Origin of the sequence: Rathayibacter sp. AY1B4, assembly GCF_002932815.1 — a bacterium.
In the GTDB taxonomy this organism is placed as follows: domain Bacteria; phylum Actinomycetota; class Actinomycetes; order Actinomycetales; family Microbacteriaceae; genus Rathayibacter.
The window spans coordinates 43,971-64,885 of sequence record NZ_PSWN01000011.1 but is presented as its reverse complement, the minus strand read 5'-3'; the positions used below and the strand labels follow the sequence as shown (position 1 = coordinate 64,885).

Genomic DNA, 20,915 nt, shown 5'->3' with positions numbered 1-20,915 from the left:
GTCAGACCGATCCGGCGAGGGTCGTCCACAGCTCCGGGAACTGCGGGAGGGTCTTCGCTGTCGTCGCGACGTCCTCGATCACCACGCCGGGGACCACGAGGCCGATCAGAGCGCCGGCGTGGGCCATGCGGTGGTCGGAGTAGGTGCGCCAGCGGCCGCCGTGGAGCTCGGCCGGCTCGATGCGCAGACCGTCCTCGAGCTCCGTGACCCGGCCGCCGAGGCCGGTGATCTCGGCGGCGAGGGCGGCGAGGCGGTCCGTCTCGTGGTGGCGGATGTGGCCGATCCCGGTCAGGGTGCTGGGAGTGGAGGCCAGCGCGGCGAGGGCGGCGAGGGCGGGGGCGAGCTCGCCTCCCTCCGACAGATCGAGGTCCACGCCCAGGATCTCGTCGCCGCCGGTGACCACGAGGTCCTCGCCGTCCCGCTCGACCCGGGCGCCGAACAGCGGCAGGATCCGCTCGAGGTGCGCCCCGACCTGCGTGGTGACGGTCGGCCAGTGGCGCAGCCGGACGCGGCCGCCCGTGACGAGGGCCGCAGCGAGGAACGGCGCGGCGTTCGAGAGGTCGGGCTCGATCAGCACGTCGGCGCCGGCGATGGGCTGCGGCGCGACGGTCCACTCGCCGTCGGCGGGCGTGCCGACCTCGACGCCCCGTGCCGCCAGTGCGGCGACGGTCATGTCGATGTGGGGCCGGGAGGGGACGGCGCTGCCCTCGTGGCGCAGGTGCAGTCCCTCCTCGAAGCGGGCGCCGGCCAGCAGGAGCGCCGAGACGAACTGGCTCGACCGCGAGGCGTCGACGACGACCTCGCCGCCCCGGACGGCCCCGGAGCCGTGGACGGTGAAGGGGAGCGCGCCGCGGCCGTCGTCGGCGACGTCGACGCCGAGCGCGCGGAGGGAGGCGATCGTCGCCCCCATCGGCCGCTTCGCCGCGTACGCGTCGCCGTCGAAGGTGGTGGGGCCGAGCGCGAGGCCGGCCAGCGGCGGGACGAAGCGCATCACGGTGCCCGCGAGCCCGCAGTCGATCGTCGTCGAGCCGAGCAGCTCCTCCGCGGGCTCCACGACCAGGTCGGCGCCGAAGCCGCCGGTCGAGCCGGACTCCCGGATCGTGGTGCCGAGCGAGCGCAGCGCCTCGATCATCAGGGCGCTGTCGCGGGAGTGCAGCGGCGCCCGCAGCGTGGAGGGTCCGTCCGCCAGAGCGGCGAGCACCAGCTCCCGGTTGGTCAGCGACTTGGAGCCGGGCAGGCCGACCTCGGCGTCGAGAGCGCCGGCCGCGAGGGGTGCGGGCCAGGCGTCGTCGCCGGGGAGCGCACGGGCGTCGCCGTACGGATCGAACTCGGGGGCGGAATAACGCGAGAAGACCATCGGTTGTCAGGATAGTCGGCGCGCAGGGCGTCGTCAGGAGCGTGACGGAGGCGGAGCATGACGGCAGCACCCCCGGTCCTCCGGAGCAGCAGGCCCGTCGCCCGGAGGCGCCCTCGCGCCGCAACCCCGGTCGTCCGCCGCGCCGCCGCTCTAGAATCGCTCGTGATGACTCGCGACGACGAACCCCGCACCACCCCCGCCGACGAGGCTCCCGAGCCCGCCGACGCGGAGCAGACGATCGTGGAGACCGTCGAGGAGTCGCTGGACGACGCCCCGGTCGAGGCTCCCGTCGATCTCCGCTCCCTCTTCGAGCAGCAGGCGCTGCCCTTCATCGACCAGCTCTACGCGGCCGGTCTGCGGATGACGAAGAACCCCTCCGACGCGCAGGACCTCGTACAGGAGACGTTCGCGAAGGCGTTCGGCGCGTTCCGCCAGTTCGAGCAGGGCACCAACCTGAAGGCCTGGCTCTACCGCATCCTCACGAACACGTTCATCAACTCGTACCGCAAGAAGCAGCGCGAGCCCTACCAGAGCGCGATCGACGAGCTCGAGGACTGGCAGCTGGGCGGCGCCGAGTCGACCACGGCCACTTCCAGCCGCTCGGCCGAGGCGGAGGCGATCGACCACCTCCCCGACACCGCGGTGAAGGAGGCGCTCCAGGCGATCCCGGAGGACTTCCGGCTCGCCGTCTACTTCGCCGATGTCGAAGGCTTCTCCTACCAGGAGATCGCGGACATCATGAAGACCCCCGTCGGGACCGTCATGAGCCGGCTGCACCGCGGCCGGCGCATGCTGCGCGAACGACTCACCGACTACGCACGCGAGCGCGGATTCCGCGCCGCATTCACTTCCGGGAGCACGAAATGACCGACAGCGGCTGCACGAAGGCGAAGGCCGAGCTCGAGGAGTACCTCCACAACGAGCTGTGCAAGGAGGACGCCGCCGACATCCGCGAGCACATGGCGGGATGCGTCGACTGCGCCGACGAGGCGAAGGTCGGCGTGGTGCTGACGGTCGCCGTGCAGCGGGCGTGCAAGGAGACGGCGCCGGAGGACCTCCGCGCCCAGGTGCTCGGCATGCTCCGCGACGAGCACGCCGCGCACTCGCAGGCGCCCGCCCGCCTCTAGGCGCCGCACGACCCGGGGAGCCCCGGCCGTTCGAGACCTCCCGCGCACCGCGGGCCCTCGAGGGGCCGGGGCTCCGTCGTGTCCGGCGGCCTCCGGTCGCCGCAGCACCCGCACGTCGCGAGCGCTTCTGCCGGTCTCTGCGGGCCTGCGGTCAGGCACGGTCCGCCCGCAACGCGACGGGCCCGCCGGAACACGAGGTTCCGACGGGCCCGACCGCGTCGTGCGGACCGCGGGTCAGCGGGTGAGCGCCCGCGACAGCAGGTCGGCCTGCTCGGAGGCGTGCCGCTTGGCCGAGCCGGCCGCGGGGGAGGCCGCGGACGGGCGCGAGACCACGCGCATCGACCGGCCCAGCTTCGGAGCGACCTCGAGGGCCATGAACGGCCAGGCGCCCTGGTTCTCGGGCTCGTCCTGCACCCAGACGAGCTCCGCGTCCGGGTAGCGCTCGGCGATGCCGCGCAGCTCCTCGATCGGCGCCGGGTAGTACTGCTCGACCCGGACCAGCGCGATGCCGTCGTCGGGCTTCTTCTCGAGCTCCGCCTTGAGGTCGTAGTGGACCTTGCCGGCGTGGAGCAGGACGCGCTTCACGGCGGAGGCGTCCTGGATCCGCGCGTCGTCGATCACCGGCTGGAAGCGGCCCGAGGTGAAGTCCTCGACCGGGCTCGAGGCTCCGCGCAGGCGCAGCATCGCCTTCGGGGTGAAGACGATCAGCGGGCGGCGGGGCCGGGAGTAGGCCTGGCGGCGCAGCAGGTGGAAGTAGGACGCCGGCGTCGACGGGCGCGCGACGGTCATGTTCCGCTCCGCGCACATCTGCAGGTAGCGCTCGATCCGGGCCGACGAGTGGTCGGGGCCCTGGCCCTCGTAGCCGTGCGGGAGCAGGAGCACGAGCGACGAGCGCTGCCCCCACTTCTGCTCGGCGGAGGAGATGAACTCGTCGATCACGATCTGGGCGCCGTTCGCGAAGTCGCCGAACTGCGCCTCCCACAGCACGAGCGAGTCGGGCCGCTCCACCGAGTAGCCGTACTCGAACGCCATCGCCGCGTACTCCGAGAGCAGCGAGTCGTAGATCCAGAGCCGGGCCTGCTGCTCGGACAGGTTCATCAGCGGCAGCCACTCCTGGCCGTTCTCGCGGTCGTGGAGGACAGCGTGGCGCTGGACGAAGGTCCCGCGGCGCGTGTCCTGGCCGACGAGGCGCACCGGGGTGTCCTCGAGCAGCAGCGAGCCGAGCGCGAGCAGCTCGCCGAAGGCCCAGTCGATGGAGCCGGAGCGGCTCATCTCCTGGCGCTTCGCCAGCAGCTGCTGGAGCTTGGGGTGCACGGTGAAGCCCTCGGGCGGCGTCGTGAACGCGTCGCCGATGCGGGTGACGACCTCGGTCTTCACGCCGGTCACCTCGGGCTCGCCCGGATAGTCCTCGCCCTGCTGCGCGTCGGGCAGCTCCAGGTCGGCCACGGAGTCGCCGTCGGCGGTGATCACGGGGATCGCGCCGGTCTGCGCGGCGTGGGTCTCGGCGAACGCGCGCTCCAGGCGGTCCTGGAAGTCCTGGTGGGCGCGGTCGTACTCCTCCTCGGTGATGTCGCCGCGGCCGACGAGCGCCTCGGTGTACAGCTTGCGGACCGAGCGCTTGGCCTCGATCAGGCTGTACATCAGCGGCTGGGTCATCGAGGGGTCGTCGCCCTCGTTGTGCCCGCGCCGGCGGTAGCAGATCAGGTCGATGACCACGTCGCGGTGGAATCGCTGGCGGTACTCGAACGCGAGCTGCCCGACATGGACGACCGCCTCGGGGTCGTCGCCGTTCACGTGGAAGATCGGCGCCTGGATCGTCTTCGCGCCGTCGGTCGAGTAGATCGAGGTGCGGGCCTCGTGAGGGGGAGTCGTGAACCCGACCTGGTTGTTGATGTTGATGTGGATCGTGCCGCCGGTGCGGTACGCGCGCAGCTGCGACATCTGCAGGGTCTCGACCACCACGCCCTGGCCCGCCATCGCGGCGTCGCCGTGCACGAGGATCGGCAGCGTGGTGAAGGTGCCGATGGGCTTGCGGTCCTGCTTGGCGCGGACGATGCCCTCGAGCACGCCGTTCACGGCCTCGAGGTGCGAGGGGTTCGCCGCCAGGTAGACCGGGATCTCCTCGCCCGCCGCGCCGCGGAAGGTGCCCTCGGTGCCGAGGTGGTACTTCACGTCTCCGGAGCCCTGGACCGTGCGCGGGTCCTGGGTGCCCTCGAACTCGCGGAAGATCTGGCCGTAGGTCTTGCCGGCGATGTTGGTCAGCACGTTCAGGCGGCCGCGGTGGGCCATGCCGATCGCGACCTCGTCGAGGTGCTCGTCGGCCGCGCCCTGCAGGACGGCGTCGAGCAGCGCGATGAGCGACTCCCCGCCCTCGAGCGAGAAGCGCTTCTGGCCCACGTACTTGGTCTGCAGGAAGGTCTCGAAGGCCTCGGCCTCGTTGAGCTTGCCCAGGATGCGCAGCTGCTCGTCGTGGCCCGGCTTCTCGTAGCCGCGCTCGAGCTTCTGCTGCATCCAGGCGCGCTGCTCCGGGTCCTGGATGTGCATGTACTCGACGCCGACGGTGCGGCAGTACGAGTCGCGGAGGATCCCGAGGATGTCGCGCAGCTTGAGCTGGCGCTTGCCGCCGAAGCCGTCCGTGACGAACTCGCGGTCGAGGTCCCAGAAGGTGAGGCCGTGGCTCTCGATGGCGAGGTCGGGGTGCGAGCGCTGCACGTACTCCAGCGGGTCGACGTCGGCCATCAGGTGCCCGCGGACGCGGAACGAGTTGATGAGCTCCTGCACGCGGGCGGTCTTGGAGACGCGCTCGGCGAGGTCGACGGCGATGTCCGTGGACCAGTGGATCGGGTCGTAGGGGATGCGCAGCGCGGCGAAGATGTCCTCGTAGAAGCCGCGGCCGCCGAGCAGGAGCTCGTGCACGATCTTGAGGAACTCGCCCGAGCCGGCGCCCTGGATGACGCGGTGGTCGTAGGTCGAGGTCAGGGTGATGGTCTTGCCGATGCCCAGCTCGACCAGCGTCTTCTCGGACGCGCCCTGGAACTCCGCCGGGTACTCGAGGGCGCCGGCTCCGATGATGCAGCCCTGGCCCTTCATCAGGCGGGGGACGGAGTGCACCGTGCCGATGCCGCCGGGGTTCGTCAGCGAGAGCGTGGTGCCCGCGAAGTCGCCGGCGACGAGCTTGTTGCCGCGCGCGCGCTTGACCAGGTCCTCGTAGGCCGAGAGGTAGGCCGTGAAGCTCAGCGTGTCGGCGCGCTTGATGCTCGGCACGAGCAGGGCGCGCGTGCCGTCGGGCTTCGGCATGTCGATCGCGATGCCGAGGTTGACGTGCGCCGGGGCGACGACCGCGGGCTTGCCGTCGACCTCGTCGTAGAACACGTTCTGGCTCGGGAAGTCCTTGAGCGCGCGGATGAGCGCCCAGCCGATCAGGTGCGTGAACGAGACCTTGCCGCCGCGGGTGCGGCGCAGGTGGTTGTTGATGACGATGCGGTTGTCGATCATCAGCTTCGCCGGGATCGTGCGGACGCTCGTCGCGGTGGGGATGCTGAGGCTGGCGTCCATGTTGGTCGCGAGGCTCTTCGCCATGCCGCGGAGCGGGGTGACGACGTCCTCGTCCGGCGTCGAGTCCTCGGCGGAGGGCTTGCTCACCGGAGCGTCGGCCGGGATCGGCTGCGCCTTCGGCTGCTTCGACGTGGTGCGGGAGGCGGGGGTCGACTCGGAGGAGGAGGCCGCGGCGGGATGGGTCACGGCGCCTCCGCCGCTCGACGAGACGCGCTCGGCGGCAGCGGCGGGCTTCGAGGCGGCGGGCGCGGGGGCCGCGGCGGGAGCCGGAGCCGGAGCGTCCTTGCCGGAGTTCGCGAGCTGGGCGCCGTAGCGCTCCAGGATGGGCCACCAGGACTCGTCCACCGAGGCGCGGTCGGTGCTGTACTGCTCGTACAGCTCCTCCACGAGCCACTCGTTGGCTCCGAAGTCCTCCGCGCCCTGCTCTGTTCCTGCTCCGGTCAACTGGCTCGACACAGCCGATCGCCCACTCTCTCCGTTGATTCGTCCTCGATCATCCGGACGGGCCCGTCGCATCCCTCGGCGCCTGCCACCGCGGCGGAGGAGGTCGTCCTCGCACCAGCGGGAACCGGTGCCGTCGCCTGGTCCCGTCCCGGTCGCCAAGCCTAGCCCCGTTCCCTGCACGGCCGACCCGGGGCCGCGCCGGAGTAGCGTTTCCCCCATGCGTTTCTCCGGCGGAACACCCTCAGGCGACCTCACCTACTCGGACGTCTTCCTCGTCCCCGGCCGCTCGTCGGTGACGAGCCGCCTCGACGTCTCGCTCGCCCCGGGCGACGGCACCGGGGCGACGATCCCCGTCGTCTCCTCCAACATGAACTCGGTCACCGGTCAGCGCCTCGCAGCGACGCTCGCGCGCCGGGGCGGGCTCGGCGTCCTCCCGCAGGACATGCCCCTGCAGGCGCTGGACGCCGCGATCCGCTGGGTGAAGCGCCAGCCGGTCGCCTTCTCCGGCGCCCTCACCGCCTCGCCGGCGACGACCGTGGAGGAGGCGCTGCGCATCCTGCCGGCCGTCGCCGGCCACGGCTTCGTGGTGCAGGAGGAGGGCGGCGCGATCCTCGGCTGCGTCCCGGCCGCGCGCCTGGCGACCGCGCTGCCGGACGCGCGCCTCGGCGACCTGGTGCACTCCGCCACGCCCTCGATCGACGCCGACGACGTGCCCACCGCGCGGGCCGCCTTCGACCTCATGGTGGCCGCCGACCTCGACTTCGCCCCGGTGCTGCACCACGGCGCCCTGGTCGGCACGCTGTCGCGCACCGGCGCCCTCCGCTCCACCGTCTACGACCCGGCGCTCGACGCGGACGGGCGTCTGCGCGTCGCGGCGGCGATCGGCATCAACGGCGACGTCGAGGCGAAGGCGCGCGCGCTCGTCTCCGCGGGCGTCGACGTCCTCGTCCTCGACACCGCGCACGGCCACCAGGAGGGGATGCTCCGGGCGCTCCGGACGGTCTCCGCGCTCGATCTCGGAGTGCCGATCGCGGCGGGCAACGTCGTCACGGCCGACGCGGTGCACGACCTCGTCGACGCGGGAGCGGACATCCTCAAGGTCGGCGTCGGCCCCGGCGCGATGTGCACCACCCGGATGATGACCGCGGTCGGCCGCCCGCAGTTCTCGGCCGTCCTCGAGACGGCCGAGCGCGCGCACGAGCTGGGCGCCCACGTCTGGGCGGACGGCGGGGTGCGCTACCCGCGCGACGTCGCCCTCGCGCTGGCCGCGGGCGCCGCCTCCGTGATGATCGGCTCCTGGTTCGCCGGCACGATCGAGGCGCCGGGGGAGCTGCGCAGCGACGCGGCCGGCCGGGTCTACAAGGAGAGCTGGGGCATGGCCTCGGCCAAGGCGGTGCAGGAGCGCTTCGACCGCCTCGACGCCTACGAGCTCGCCCGCAAGCGCCTCTTCGCCGAGGGCATCTCCTCCTCCACCATCTACCTCGACCCGTTGCGGCCCTCGGTCGAGGACCTGCTCGACATGATCACCTCGGGGGTCCGCTCGTCCTTCACCTACGCCGGCGCCCGGAGCGTGGCCGACTTCCACGAGCGGGCGCACGTGGGCCTGCAGTCGGCCGCGGGCTACGAGGAGGGCAAGGCGCTGCCGGTCAGCTGGTGAGCGGGCGCCGCGTGCTAGAACCGAGCCCATGACCATCGTCGACAACGCCGTGTACGTCGACGGCCGCCGCATCCGGAACCCCGACTCGCTCGAGGACACCTTCGAGCTGATGCGCGACGAGCACGGCATGGCCTGGATCGGCCTCTACCGCCCGACGCGCGAGGAGGTCGAGGCGGTCGCCGAGGAGTTCGGGCTGCACCCGCTCGCCGTCGAGGACGCGCTCAGCGGGCACCAGCGGGCCAAGCTCGAGCGCTACGACGACGGGCTCTTCGTCGTGCTGCGGCCGGCGCGCTACGCGGACGCCGCCGAGACGGTCGTCTTCGGCGAGCTGCACGTCTTCGTCGGCCCCGACTTCGTGGTCACCATCCGGCACGCCGACTCCCCGGACCTCGCCCGCGTGCGCCGCCGCCTGGAGGAGGATCCGGCCCTCCTCGCCCGCGGGCCCGAAGCGGTGCTCTACGCGATCCTCGACCAGGTCGTCGACGAGTACGCGCCGGTGGTGTTCGGCGTCCAGGGCGACGTGGACGAGATCGAGGACCAGCTCTTCGGCGACGACTCGGACGACGGGCTCTCCGAGCGCATCTACCGGCTCTCGCGCGAGGTCATCCACTTCCAGCGCTCGGTGCAGCCGCTGACCGCCCTGCTTCACGAGCTGCTGCAGGAGTCGACGCCCGTGGAGGGGGAGCCCTCGCCCTCGCCGGAGCGGATCGAGCTGCGCCGCTCCCTCCGCGACGTGCTCGACCACACCATCCGCGTGACGGAGGCGGTCGACTCCCTGCGCGCGATCCTCGACAAGGCGCTCACGGTGCACTCGACGCTCGTCTCGCGCCGGCAGACCGAGACCGGGCTCGCCCAGAACGACGTGGTCCGCAAGATCTCCTCGTGGGCGGCGATCCTCTTCGCCCCGACCCTGGTGGCCGGCATCTACGGGATGAACTTCGACGACATGCCGGAGCTGCACTGGCGCCTCGGCTACCCCTGGGCGCTGGGCCTGATGGTGCTGTTCGGCTTCGCGCTCTACGCGGTGTTCAAGCGGAAGAAGTGGCTCTGAGCCGCCGCGTCGGAGCACGCCCGGCGGCGCTCCGCGGCGGGTAGACTCGGCGCCACAATGGACGACCCTCCCTCTGCGCATCCGGCCTGTTCCGCTCACTGCCGTGCTCCTCGGACTCCCGTTCGACGCTCCGGTGCCGCCGCTCCGCCGGCCCGCACCGTCCGGCCCTCCTCGCACCACCCTCTCGTGACCGGGGGCGACCACCGTGGGAACTGAGTGGCTCCTCCTCGGCGTCGGCCTGCTGCTGACCCTGGGCACCGGCGTCTTCGTCGCCAGCGAGTTCGCGCTGGTGAACCTCGACCGGGCCGACCTCGAGGCCCGTCGTGACCGCGGCGAGACGCGCCTGGGGATGACCATCGCGGCCCTGCGCGTCACCTCCACGCACCTCTCGAGCGCGCAGCTGGGCATCACGCTCACGACGCTGCTCACCGGCTACACGATGGAGCCCGCCCTCTCGACGCTGCTCCAGGAGCCGTTCAGCGGACTCGGCATCCCGGAGGAGGCGCTCGCGCCGGTCATGACGGTGGTCGCCATCGTCATCGCGACCCTGCTGTCGATGATCCTCGGCGAGCTGGTCCCCAAGAACTTCGCCCTCGCCCTGCCGCGGGCGACCGCGAAGCTCGTCGTGCCGCTGCAGACCGCGTTCACGACGGTGTTCCGCCCGGCCGTCGCCCTGCTGAACGGCAGCGCGAACGCCCTGCTGCGCCTGGTCGGCATCGAGCCGAAGGAGGAGCTCTCGGGCGCCCGCAGCGCCGAGGAGCTCTCGAGCCTCGTGCGCCACTCCGCCAGTGCCGGACTGCTCGAGGAGGACACGGCCGACCTGCTCGGGCGCACCCTCCGCTTCTCCGCCCTCACCGCGGGCGACGTGATGACGCCGCGCCTGCGCCTGTCGACGGTCGAGCGCGCGAGCACCGCGCAGGACGTGCTCGACCTCGCCCGCACCACCGGGTTCTCGCGCTTCCCGATCACGGACGACGACATCGACGACATCGTCGGAGTCGTGCACGTCAAGCAGGCCGTCGCCGTGCCCCGCGGCAAGAGGTCCGACGTGCCGGTCACGGCGCTGCGCTCCGAGCCGCTCCGCGTCCCCGAGACCATGAAGCTCGACGTGCTGCTCACCGAGCTGCGCGGACGCGGCTTCCAGCTCGCGGTCGTCGTCGACGAGTACGGCGGGACGGCGGGCGTCGCCACGCTCGAGGACCTGGTCGAGGAGCTGGTCGGCGAGGTCGCCGACGAGCACGACCGCTCCCGGGCCGACGTGGTCAAGCTCCCCGGCTCCACCACCTTCCCCGGCATGCTCCGCCCCGACGAGGTCCTCGACCGCGCCGGCGTGCACATCCCCGAGGAGGGGCCCTACGAGACGGTCGCCGGATTCGTGATGAGCGAGCTCGGCCGCCTCCCCGCCGTCGGCGACCGGGTCGACGTCGAGGGCGGCTCGCTGCGCGTCGAGCGCCTGGACGGCCGCCGCATCGACCGCCTCCGCTTCACGCCCGACCCCGACGCGGATCCCGACGGGATCCCCGACCCGCTCGCCGACGTCGCCCGCGGACACCGCGGACGGAAGGAGTCCGACGATGAGTGACTGGGCCGGAATCGCCTGGCTCGTGGTGCTCCTCGCCGCGAACGCCTTCTTCGTCGGAGCGGAGTTCGCGGTCATCTCCGCGCGCCGCTCCCAGATCGAGCCCCTCGCGGAGAGCGGACGCCGCAGCGCGATCACCGCGCTCGCCGCGATGGAGCACGCCACACTGATGCTCGCGACCACGCAGCTGGGCATCACCGTCTGCTCGCTGCTGATCCTCAATGTGAGCGAGCCGGCGATCCACCACCTGCTCGAGGTGCCGCTGCACGCCGTCGGCATCCCCGACGAGCTCTCCGGCACCGTCGCCTTCGTCATCACGCTGCTGATCGTGTCGTTCCTGCACGTGGTGCTCGGCGAGATGGTCCCCAAGAACATCTCGTTCTCGATGCCCGACCGCGCCGTGCTCCTCCTGGCGCCGCCGCTCGTCGCCATCGCCCGGGTCCTCCGCCCGATCATCGTCGCCCTCAACGCGGTCTCGAACGGAGTGCTCCGCCTCTTCAAGGTGGAGCCCAAGGACGAGGCGAACAGCACGTTCACGCTCGAGGAGGTGCAGACGATCGTCGACCAGTCCACCCGCGAGGGCACACTCCGCGACTCGACCGGGACCCTCCTCGCCGCGTTCGAGTTCACCGAGAAGAAGGTCCACGACGTCGCCCTGCCCCTCGACGGGATCGTCAGCCTCCCCAGCGGAGCGACCCCCGCCGACGTCGAGCGCGCCGTCGCCAAGCACGGCTTCTCGCGCTACGTGATCCTCGGCGAGGACGGCACCCCCGAGGGCTACATCCACCTCAAGGACGTCCTCGACCTCGACGGCGACACGGAGGGCGCCAAGTTCCGCCTCCCCGTCCCCGCCAAGCGCATCCGCCAGCTCGCCTCGATCTTCGAGGCCACCGACCTCGAGGACGCCCTCGCGATCATGCGGCGCACCGGCGCCCACCTCGCCCGGGCGTTCGACGAGCAGGGCCGCGCCACCGGAGTGCTGTTCCTCGAGGACATCATCGAGGAGCTCGTCGGCGAAGTCGACGACGCCACCCGCCGCTAGGCGCGGGCCGCGGAGCGGCCGTCTGCGGCGTTGTCGTCGGGCGCGATACCGCCGGTATCGCTTCCTCCTCCGCCTTGCATCCGACCCCTCCGCAGCCCGCGCCCGCGGGTGCTGGAGGGGCCGTCTGCGGCGTTGTCGTCGGGCGCGATACCGCCGGTATTGCTTCCTCCTCCGCCTTGCATCCGACCCCTCCGCGGCCCGCGCCCGCGGGTGCTGGAGGGGGCGTTCGCGGCGTTGTCGTCGGGCGCGGTACCGCCGGTACCGCTTCCTCCTCCGCCTTGCGACTGCCCCCTCCAGCACCCGCGCCCCTCTGGAGCAAGGGGAGAGGGGTGCGGCTGCGCCGGCACCAGTGCGCTGCGCCGGCACCAGTGCGGCTGCGGCGGCACCAGTGCGCTACGCCGGCACCAGTGCGGCAGCGGCGGCACCGGGCGGCTCCGCCGCAGGGCGACGTAGGGTGGCGGGATGGGTGAGCGGGTCGGGACGGCGGAGGCGGCGCGGAGCATCAGGGTGCCGCGGGAGGACGACGACAAGTACACGCGCGGGGTGCTGGGGATCGCGACCGGGTCGGAGCGGTACCCGGGAGCGGCGGTGCTCGGCGTCGAGGCGGCGGTGCGGACGGGAGTCGGCATGGTCCGCTACCTCGGACCGGAGCGGCCCGCGGGACTGGTGCTCGCCCGGCGGCCGGAGGTCGTGACCGCGGTGGGATGCGTGCAGGCCTGGCTCGTCGGCTCCGGCACCAGCGCCGAGGACCGCAGCGACGAGGAGCGGCGCACCCTGATCGAGCAGCTGCACTCGGGAGTCCCGGTGGTGCTCGACGCGGGCGTGCTCGACCTGATCGACGAGGCCGCAGGCCCGGTCGTCATCACGCCGCACTACCGCGAGCTCGCCGGAGTGCTCGGCCGAGCGGGTCTGGACGCGGACGCCGCGACGATCGCCGAGGCCCCGGGGGAGTGGGCGCGCCGGGCGGCGGACCGCCTCGGAGTCTGCGTGCTCCTCAAGGGCGGCACCACCCACGTCGTCGCGGGCGGCGTCGAGCTCGAGGTCTCCGGATCCACGCCCTGGCTGGCGACCGCGGGCAGCGGCGACGTCCTCGGCGGCGTGCTCGGCGCACTCCTCGCCGGTCGGGCCGCGGACGCCGAGGCGGCCGGGGAGACTCTGACCGCGGAGGACCTCGCCCCCGTGGCCGCCGCGGCCGCCGTCCTGCACGCGGAGGCCGGACGGAGCGCCTCTGCCGGGGGCCCGATCGCCGCGCTCGACATCGCGGAGCACCTGCCCGGAGTGGTCGCCGCACTCCTGCGCTGACACGCCCGTCGGACGAGCGCTGAACCGAACCGGGACCGCCGCCGTTGTCCTGGAGGAAGCGACGCCCGCGGCCCGGCTCACCGGCTCCGCACCGCCGCCTCATCGGGTGCTCGAAGCGAGCACCTCTACCGTCGGATCCGCCGCGTCCGCCTTGACCAGGAGAACAGACATGACCGCGAAGACCACGACTCCCGCCCGCTACGCCCTGACCCTCCTCGCCGGCGCCGGCACCCTCGCCGCGCTCGCCGCCTGCTCCAGCACCACCACGACCGGGAGCGACGCCGCCGACGCGGCGACCACCACCGCTCCGAGCACCGCCACCAGCTCCGCCCCCGAGGCCACCGGCGCCGCGTCCTCCGCCGCGAGCGGCAGCAGCTACGCCGACGGCACCTACGAGGCAGAGGGCGCCTACACCTCGCCCGGAGGGAACGAGAAGGTGGGCGTCTCGCTGACCCTCGCCGACGGCGTCGTCACCGACGTGACCGTGACCCCGGAGTCGGAGAACCCCACCGGCCAGCAGTACCAGTCGCGCTTCGCGGGCGGCATCGCGGGCGAGGTCGTCGGCAAGCAGCTCGACGAGCTGAAGGTCTCCAAGGTGTCGGGGTCCTCCCTCACCTCCGGCGGCTTCAACGACGCCGTCGAGACCATCAAGGCCGATGCCACGGCCTGACGCCCCGACGGTCCTCGGCGACGCGTGGCGGTTCGACGCGATCGGCACCGGCTGGCAGATCGACACCGCCGAGCCGCTCGGGCCCTCCCACCGCTCGCGGGTCGAGGCGCGCATCGCGGAGTACGACCGCACCTGGTCGCGGTTCCGTGACGACTCCGCCGTCTCGCAGCTGCGGGCCGGAGGCGAGCACGTCTTCCCCGACGAGGCGGTCGACCTCTTCGCACTGTACGACGTGCTCGACGAGCTGACCGGCGGGGCGGTCACCCCCTTCGTCGGCGGCTCTCTCGAGCAGCTCGGCTACGACTCCGCGTACACCCTCGTCCCGCGCGGACCCGCCGTCCCGGCTCCCTCCTGGGCCGCCGCCCGACGCGGGGCGGCGGGACTGCGGGTCGAGCCCGGGACCGTCGTCGACGTCGGCGCCGCGGGCAAGGGCCAGCTCGTCGACCTCGTCCTCGAGGAGCTCGACGGAGTCGGGCCCGCCGTCGTCGACGCGAGCGGCGACCTCCGGGGCATCGGAGCCGGACCCGTCCGGGTCGGCCTCGAGCACCCGTGGGACCCGAGCAGCGCACTGGGAGTGGCGGTGCCCGGCGACCGCGCGCTCTGCGGCTCGGCGAGCAACCGCCGCGCCTGGGGCAGCGGCCTCCACCACGTCCTCGACGGGCGGACCGGAGCTCCGGTCGAGAGCATCGTCGCCGCCTGGGCGGTGGCCGACACGGCCCTCGTCGCCGACGGGCTCGCGACCGCGCTGTTCGTCTGTCCGCCCGAGGCCCTCGCCGAGCGCTTCGACTTCGAGTTCGTCCGCGTCCGCAGCGACGGCACCCTCCACTACTCGCCTTCCTTCCCCGGAGAGGTCTTCCGATGATCGGCACCTTCGACCGCGCCCTCGGCCGCGTCACCACCTACCGGCTGGTCTGGATGACGCTCGCCGCGCTCCTGCTCGTCGCCGTCGGCTACGCCGCAGCCGGCCTGATCTTCTCGACGCCGCTCGAGATCCTCGGCACGACGCTCGTCGCCGTCGCCTCGACGGCCCTGGTCAGCGCGGTCCTCGCGCGGCTGTTCCGCAGCCGCGCGCACCTGGAGTCCTCGCTCGTCACCGGTCTGCTGATCGCCTGCCTGCTCTTCCCGACGGCCGATCCTCGCGGGCTCGCCGTGATCGCGCTCGTCGGCGCGATCGCCGCCGCGTCCAAGTACGTCCTGGCCTGGCGGGGCCGCCACCTCTTCAACCCGGCCGCGGTCGCCGTGCTGATCATCGGCTTCACCGGGCTCAACGCCGGAGCCTGGTGGATCGCCAGTGGCGCGATCTGGCCGTTCGTCGTCGTGGGTTCCCTCCTGATCGTCGCGCGGGTCCGCCGCTGGGCCGTCTTCGCCGTCTTCGTCGTCGTCGCCGGCGGGGTGTCCGTGCAGCAGGCGGTGCAGAACGGCCAGGACCTCGGCGCCGCGGCGGCCCTGGTCCTCACGGCCTACCCCTTCGTCTTCGCCGGCGCCTTCATGCTGACGGAGCCGCTCACGCTCGCGCCGCGCCGCTCGCAGCAGCTGATCATCGCGGTCGTCGCAGCGCTCGTGGCGAGCGTCCCCTTCCACATCGGCGTCGTCTCCGCCACTCCGGAGCTGGGCCTCGTGGTCGGCAACGCCCTCGCGTTCGCCTTCGCGTTCCGCCAGCGTCGGCGGCACACGCTCGAGCTCGCCTCGACCCTCGTGCTGGCGCCGGGCATCGCGGAGTACCGCTTCCGCTCCCGCTCGCCGCTGACCTTCGAGCCGGGCCAGTGGCTCGAGCTCGACCTGCCGCACCGCGCCGACAGCCGGGGCAGCCGGCGCACCTTCTCGGTCTCCTCCGCTCCGTCCGACGGCGAGATCGCGATCGCCCTGCGGATGCCGGAGAAGGCGAGCAGCTTCAAGCGCGCCCTCGCCGCTCTGGAGCCCGGCGACTCGCTCCGGGCGACGAGCGTCGGCGGTGACTTCGTCCTGCCTGCCGATCCCGCCGTGCCGCTGCTGCTGGTGGCGGGCGGTATCGGGATCACGCCGTTCGCCAGTCAGCTCCGCTCGCTCGCGGACGGTCCGCGGCGCGACGTCGTCGTCGTGGTCGCCGCGCCGAGCCTCGCCGAGGTCGCGTACCGCGACCTGCTGCAGGAGTCGGGGGCCCGGGTCGTGCTCTGCTCGAAGGAGGCGCCGACCGACCTGCCCGCACGGTGGTCGCACGTCACAGGCCGACTGACCGCCGAGCTGCTCGCGGACGCGGTGCCGGACGCCGGCCGCCGTGTGGGCTACGTCTCCGGGTCGCCGTCGTTCGTCGACTCGGTCCGCGGCGCCCTGCGCGGTGCCGGGGCGAAGCGGATCCGCACCGACGCGTTCGCCGGCTACTGAGTTCGTCGGGTCGCGACGCCGTCTGCTGACGCCCGGCGGCGACCGACGCCGCCGGGGGACCGATGCCCGGCGGGAGCGGCGCTCCCAGGCGGGCTCAGGTGCTGCCAGGGTCCCGTTCAGCGGCCCCTCTACAATGACGCGGTGCCGTCCTCCCCTCCTCGAGCGTCCTCCCGCCCCCTCGCCCGGCTGCGCGAGAACCGCGACTCCGTCGCCGTGCTCTGGGGCGCCTTCGCGCTGGTGCACGTGGTGCTCTCCCTCCTGGCGCTGTTCGCTCCGGGTCTGCCGATGGGCGACGTCAGCATCGTCTACAAGGAGTGGATGAGGACCGCCGTCGAGGGCGGCGGCATCGCCGGGATCGACACGGGCTGGGTCTACCCGATCCTCGCCTGGGGCCCGATCGCCGCCTCCTGGCTCTTCGGCTCGGCGGGCTACGACCTGATGTGGCTCGTCCTCGTCGCGCTCGCCGACGCCGCCGCCTTCGCCCTGCTGCTGCGCGGCCGGTCGGCACCTCGCCTCGCCGCGGCGCGCTGGTGGCTGCTGTTCCTCGTCCTCCTCGGGCCGATCGCGATCGGCCGCATCGACGCCTTCACTGCGCCGCCGGCCATCGCCGGGATGCTCTGGGCGGCGACCCGTCCGGGCGTCGCGGCGCTGCTGCTGACCGTGGCCACCTGGATCAAGGTGTGGCCGGCCGCGATCCTCGCCGCTGCCGTGCTGGTCCTGCGCGGACGGCTGCGGATGATCCTCTTCCCCGCGGTCGCCTCCGTGATCATCGTGCTCGCGGTCGTCCTCGTCGGCGGCGGGGACCAGGTCTTCAGCTTCGTCACCGATCAGACCGATCGGGGCCTCCAGATCGAGGCCGTCGTGAGCACTCCCTGGATGTGGCTGTCGGTCCTCCCGGGATCGGGGAGCTACGTCTACTACGCCGCCGACATCAACACCTTCGAGATGCACGGGCCCGGCACCGAGTTCGCGGCGAGCCTGATGACCCCGCTGCTCGCTCTGGCCATGCTCGGCGTGGCCCTGCTGGGTGCCCGTGCTCTCGCCCGCCGGGCGGACCCCGCGAGGCTGTTCCCGCTGCTCGCGCTGACCTTCGTGGTCGTGTTCATCGACACCAACAAGGTGCTCTCGCCGCAGTACATCGTCTGGCTCGCGCCGCCGGTGATCGCCGGGCTGATCGCGTGCCGCGACGGCGCGTTCGACCGGCCCGCGAAGCTGTCCCTCGTCACTGCGGCTCTGACCCAGGTGGTCTACCCGTACCTCTACCTCTTCCTCCTCTGGTCGCACTGGTGGATGGTGCTCGTGCTGACCGTGCGGAACATCCTCCTCGTGGTGCTGCTCGGCTGGCTGCTGCGCGAGCTGTGGAGGATGGGGACGGCGCGGGTCGTCGCACCCGGCGCCACGACTTCCGCGTCGTCGCTGACCGGCGAGACCCGCCTGGCGCCACAGGGCTCGTAGGCTCGGAGGGCGCGGGGCCGGCACGCGGTGCGCGCAGTCAAGGAGGCTCCCATGCTCGTCGCATTCTCGGTCGCACCGTCCGGGGGCGAGGCGCCCGACGCGTCCGTCCACGACGCCGTCGCCGCCGCCGTCCGCATCGTCCGCGAGAGCGGCCTGCCGTCGCGGACGACCTCGATGTTCACCGAGATCGAGGGGGAGTGGGACGAGGTCTTCGACGTCGTCAAGCGCGCGACGGAGGCCGTCGGAGCGTTCGGGACGCGCGTGTCGCTCGTCCTGAAGGCGGACATCCGACCCGGCTACTCAGGCGAGATCGACGGCAAGATCGCCCGGCTGAACGACGCGCTGGGGGAGTAGCGGGTCCCCGCCGCGACCTCTCGTGTCCAGGCTTTCTCGAATCGATTCGACATCCGCCCGATCCTGAGTAGCCTTGAGCGGTGACGCTCTCGCCCGCTCGGACCCGCCTCGCCCTGCTCGCCCTCGCGATGGGGGGCTTCGGCATCGGCTCGACCGAGTTCGTCGCGATGGGGCTCCTCCCGCAGCTCGCCGCCGACCTCCTCCCCGGGGTCTGGGCCGTGAGCCAGGAGCAGGCCGTCTCGCAGGCCGGGATGCTGATCTCGGCCTACGCACTCGGCGTCGTGGTCGGCGCCCCCACCATCGCCGCCGCAGCGGCGCGCTGGCCGCGCAAGAGGCTCCTCCTGACCCTCCTCGTCGCCTTCACCGTCGGGACGATCGGCTCGGCACTGCTTCCGAGCTTCCCGCTCGTCCTCGCCGCGCGCTTCGTCGCCGCGCTCCCGCACGGCGCCTACTTCGGCATCGCCTCCCTGGTCGCCGCCGACCTGATGGGTCCCGGCAAGCGCGGCAAGGGAGTCGCGTTCGTCCTCTCCGGGCTCACGATCGCGAACGTCGTCGGCGTGCCCGCGATCACCTGGGTCGGGCAGATCGCCGGCTGGCGCACCGCCTACCTCGTGGTCGCGGTGCTCTTCGCGCTGACCGTCGTGGCCGTCCAGCTTCTGGTGCCCGCGCAGCCCGGGAATCCGGCGGCGACCGTCCGCAACGAGCTGCGGGCGTTCGGGCGCCTGCAGGTCTGGATGACCCTGCTCGTCGGCGCCATCGGCTTCGGCGGACTCTTCGCGATGTACAGCTACATCTCGCCGCTCGCGACCGAGGTGACGGGCCTGCCGCTCGGCGCGGTCCCGTGGATCCTGGTCGTCATCGGCCTCGGGATGACCGTCGGCAACCTCGTCGGCGGCTGGGCCGCCGACCGCGACGTGCGGCGGGCGCTGGTGGTGTTCTTCGCCGGCGTCGGCGTCTCGCTGATCGGACTCGCGCTGTCGGCCTCGTCGGTCGTCGGCCTGGTGGTGTTCGCGTTCCTCTCGGCGGGCTTCTCGGCCGCCGCGTCGCCCGCGATCCAGACCCGGCTGATGGACGTGGCGCGCGACAGCCAGACGATCGCTGCAGCGCTCAACCACTCCGCGCTCAACATCGGCAACTCGGTGGGTGCCGCGCTCGGCGGCCTGACGATCGCCGCCGGACTGGGCTACCTGTCGCCCATCTGGGTCGGCGTGGGCCTGACCGCGGCCGGAATCGTGCTCGCCTTCGGCAGCATCGCGATCGACCGCGCCCGGGGCACGGTCTACCCGGTCCACCGCGAGCCCGCCCAGCCGGGCACCGGCGGCATCCCGGTCGACGCACTGTAAGCAGAGCGCGGCCCGGGCCTCTGGAAGACTCTCGGCATGCGCGCCGTGAGCTACTCGTCCTTCTCCGCCCTCCCCGCGATCGTCGAGGTCCCGGAGCCCGTCTGCCCCGTCGACGGCGTCGTCGTCCGCGTCGCGGCGACCGGGGTGTGCCGGAGCGACTGGCACGCGTGGAAGGGGCACGACGACTCGGTCGTCCTGCCGCAGATCCCCGGGCACGAGTTCGCCGGGACGGTGATCGCGACGGGAGCCCAGGTGTCGCTCTTCGCGGTCGGCGACCGGGTCACGGCGCCGTTCGTGTTCGCCTGCGGCGACTGCGAGCAGTGCCGGGAGGGGGCGACGCAGGTGTGCCTCCGGCAGCAGCAGCCGGGATTCACCCTTGACGGGTCGTTCGCCGAGGCGGTGGCCGTGCCGGGTGCGGACCTGAACCTGGTGCGCCTGCCCGACTCCGTCGGCTTCGTCGAGGCGGCCGGTCTCGGCTGCCGCTTCGGGACCGCGTACCACGCCCTGCACGAGCGCGGCCGGGTCGCCCCGGGGGAGTGGGTCGCGGTGCTGGGCTGCGGCGGAGTCGGCCTCTCCGCGGTGATCGTGGCGCTCGCCGCCGGAGCCCGGGTGGTGGCGTCGGATGTCTCCGCTCCCGCGCGGGAGGCCGCGGCGGCGCTCGGGGCGGTGACCGTCCCCGGAGGCGAGGGTGCCGCCGACGCGATCCGCGCGGCGACCGGAGGAGGGGCGCATCTGGCGGTCGACGCCGTCGGCAGCAGGGTCACCGCGGAGGCGTCGATCGCCGCCCTGCGTCCGCGCGGACGGCACGTGCAGGTGGGTCTGCTCCTCGGGCCCGACGCCGCACCGGCGACCCCGCTCGGCCGGGTCATCGCCCAGGAGCTGGAGCTGCTGGGCAGCCACGGCATCGCCCGGAGCGGCTACACGGCCCTCCTCGACGACATCGTCGCCGGCCGTCTGCGCCCCGCCGACTCCGTCGGCCGCACCATCGCCTTCGAGGACCTGCCCGACGCCCTCGCCGCGATGGACGCCCCCGCCGCGACGCCCGGCATGACGGTCGCCGTCCTGGCCCCCTGACGCGGGCCCGCAGGAGCACGGGCAGTCCCGGTCCGGTGGGTCTCGATGCCGCGCGTCCCGCGGCCTCTCGACCAGCATCGACCCGTTGCCCGTGCCTGGTGGGTCTCGATACGCCGCGTCCCGCGGCTACTCGACCGGCACGACTCAGGCACGCCCGCCCTGCTCGATCGCAGGAGCAGGTGGCCGCCGCTCGACGAGGTGGAGCCCGCCGACAGCGATCCGCGTGCCAGCGGATCGATGCCGGGCGACGCACCTCGCTCCGCGGAACGCACCACGTCGTGAAGCCGATCGCGCCGTGGCGGGCGGGGACCGCCGCGCCCTCGTGGAGCCCGCCGACAGCGATCCGCGTGCCAGCGGATCGATGCCTGGCGACGCACCTCGCTCCGCGGAACGCACCACGTCGTGAAGCCGACCGCGCCGCGGCGGGCGGGGACCGCCGCGCCTTCGTGGAGCCCGCCGACAGCGATCCGCGTGTCAGCGGATCGATGCCGGGCGACGCGCCCCGCTCTGCGGATCGCACTACGTCGTGAAGCCGACCGCGCCG

16 protein-coding genes are annotated in these 20,915 nt (G+C 73.0%); 14 read left to right on the top strand and 2 right to left on the bottom strand.

Going from position 1 to position 20,915, the window contains the following annotated elements; translation table 11 throughout:
• Position 1 precedes the first annotated feature (1 nt).
• A complete protein-coding gene (aroA, locus tag C5D66_RS09500) occupies positions 2–1,357 on the bottom strand; it encodes a 3-phosphoshikimate 1-carboxyvinyltransferase (RefSeq protein ID WP_104255268.1) in 1,356 nt (451 codons plus the stop codon).
• Between the two features lie 165 nt (positions 1,358–1,522).
• Between aroA and C5D66_RS09495 the strand changes: the two genes are divergently transcribed.
• Positions 1,523–2,224, top strand: coding sequence for a sigma-70 family RNA polymerase sigma factor (locus C5D66_RS09495; protein ID WP_104224117.1), 702 nt, complete (start codon positions 1,523–1,525; stop codon positions 2,222–2,224).
• A complete protein-coding gene (locus tag C5D66_RS09490; protein ID WP_104224116.1) occupies positions 2,221–2,484 on the top strand; it encodes a zf-HC2 domain-containing protein in 264 nt (87 codons plus the stop codon). Before C5D66_RS09495 ends, C5D66_RS09490 begins: the two co-directional genes overlap by 4 nt.
• 234 nt (positions 2,485–2,718) lie before the next feature.
• On the opposite strand, the gene C5D66_RS09485 is transcribed toward C5D66_RS09490, so the two are convergent.
• Positions 2,719–6,495: a multifunctional oxoglutarate decarboxylase/oxoglutarate dehydrogenase thiamine pyrophosphate-binding subunit/dihydrolipoyllysine-residue succinyltransferase subunit gene (locus C5D66_RS09485; RefSeq protein ID WP_181067883.1), complete on the bottom strand. Its 3,777-nt coding sequence runs from the start codon at positions 6,493–6,495 to the stop codon at positions 2,719–2,721.
• 205 nt (positions 6,496–6,700) lie between these two features.
• On the opposite strand from C5D66_RS09485, the gene C5D66_RS09480 reads away from it, so the two are divergent.
• The 12 genes from C5D66_RS09480 (at position 6,701) to C5D66_RS09425 (ending at position 20,371) form a co-directional block, all read left to right on the top strand.
• On the top strand, positions 6,701–8,140 hold the full coding sequence (locus C5D66_RS09480) for a GuaB1 family IMP dehydrogenase-related protein (RefSeq protein WP_104246650.1): 1,440 nt from the start codon (positions 6,701–6,703) through the stop codon (positions 8,138–8,140).
• A gap of 28 nt (positions 8,141–8,168) precedes the next feature.
• Positions 8,169–9,191, top strand: a complete 1,023-nt coding sequence (gene corA, locus C5D66_RS09475) for a magnesium/cobalt transporter CorA (RefSeq protein ID WP_104224113.1) — start codon at positions 8,169–8,171, stop codon at positions 9,189–9,191.
• A 205-nt stretch (positions 9,192–9,396) separates the two neighbouring features.
• Positions 9,397–10,773 (top strand): hemolysin family protein, encoded by a 1,377-nt coding sequence (locus tag C5D66_RS09470; RefSeq protein ID WP_104225499.1) that lies wholly within the window; start codon positions 9,397–9,399, stop codon positions 10,771–10,773.
• Positions 10,766–11,812 (top strand): hemolysin family protein, encoded by a 1,047-nt coding sequence (locus C5D66_RS09465; RefSeq protein WP_104224111.1) that lies wholly within the window; start codon positions 10,766–10,768, stop codon positions 11,810–11,812. Before C5D66_RS09470 ends, C5D66_RS09465 begins: the two co-directional genes overlap by 8 nt.
• Positions 11,813–12,274: 462 nt before the next feature.
• Positions 12,275–13,114 carry an ADP/ATP-dependent (S)-NAD(P)H-hydrate dehydratase gene (locus C5D66_RS09460; RefSeq protein WP_104255270.1) on the top strand — a complete coding sequence of 280 codons (840 nt, stop codon included), beginning with the start codon at positions 12,275–12,277 and terminating at the stop codon, positions 13,112–13,114.
• Between the two features lie 169 nt (positions 13,115–13,283).
• The gene (locus C5D66_RS09455; RefSeq protein ID WP_104224453.1) at positions 13,284–13,784 is read left to right on the top strand and encodes an FMN-binding protein; all 501 of its coding nucleotides are present in this window, start codon (positions 13,284–13,286) and stop codon (positions 13,782–13,784) included.
• Entirely contained in the window at positions 13,771–14,646 is an 876-nt protein-coding gene (locus tag C5D66_RS09450; RefSeq protein ID WP_104255271.1) for an FAD:protein FMN transferase, read from the top strand. Before C5D66_RS09455 ends, C5D66_RS09450 begins: the two co-directional genes overlap by 14 nt.
• Positions 14,643–16,145 carry an oxidoreductase gene (locus C5D66_RS09445; protein ID WP_104255272.1) on the top strand — a complete coding sequence of 501 codons (1,503 nt, stop codon included), beginning with the start codon at positions 14,643–14,645 and terminating at the stop codon, positions 16,143–16,145. The genes C5D66_RS09450 and C5D66_RS09445 overlap by 4 nt, the downstream gene beginning before the upstream one ends.
• Positions 16,146–16,286: 141 nt before the next feature.
• On the top strand, positions 16,287–17,600 hold the full coding sequence (locus C5D66_RS09440; RefSeq protein ID WP_104255273.1) for a glycosyltransferase 87 family protein: 1,314 nt from the start codon (positions 16,287–16,289) through the stop codon (positions 17,598–17,600).
• A gap of 51 nt (positions 17,601–17,651) precedes the next feature.
• On the top strand, positions 17,652–17,954 hold the full coding sequence (locus C5D66_RS09435) for a thiamine-binding protein (protein ID WP_104224449.1): 303 nt from the start codon (positions 17,652–17,654) through the stop codon (positions 17,952–17,954).
• A 128-nt stretch (positions 17,955–18,082) separates the two neighbouring features.
• The gene (locus tag C5D66_RS09430; RefSeq protein WP_104255294.1) at positions 18,083–19,297 is read left to right on the top strand and encodes an MFS transporter; all 1,215 of its coding nucleotides are present in this window, start codon (positions 18,083–18,085) and stop codon (positions 19,295–19,297) included.
• 36 nt (positions 19,298–19,333) lie between these two features.
• A complete protein-coding gene (locus C5D66_RS09425; RefSeq protein ID WP_104255274.1) occupies positions 19,334–20,371 on the top strand; it encodes an alcohol dehydrogenase catalytic domain-containing protein in 1,038 nt (345 codons plus the stop codon).
• The last annotated feature ends 544 nt before the right edge of the window (positions 20,372–20,915 follow it).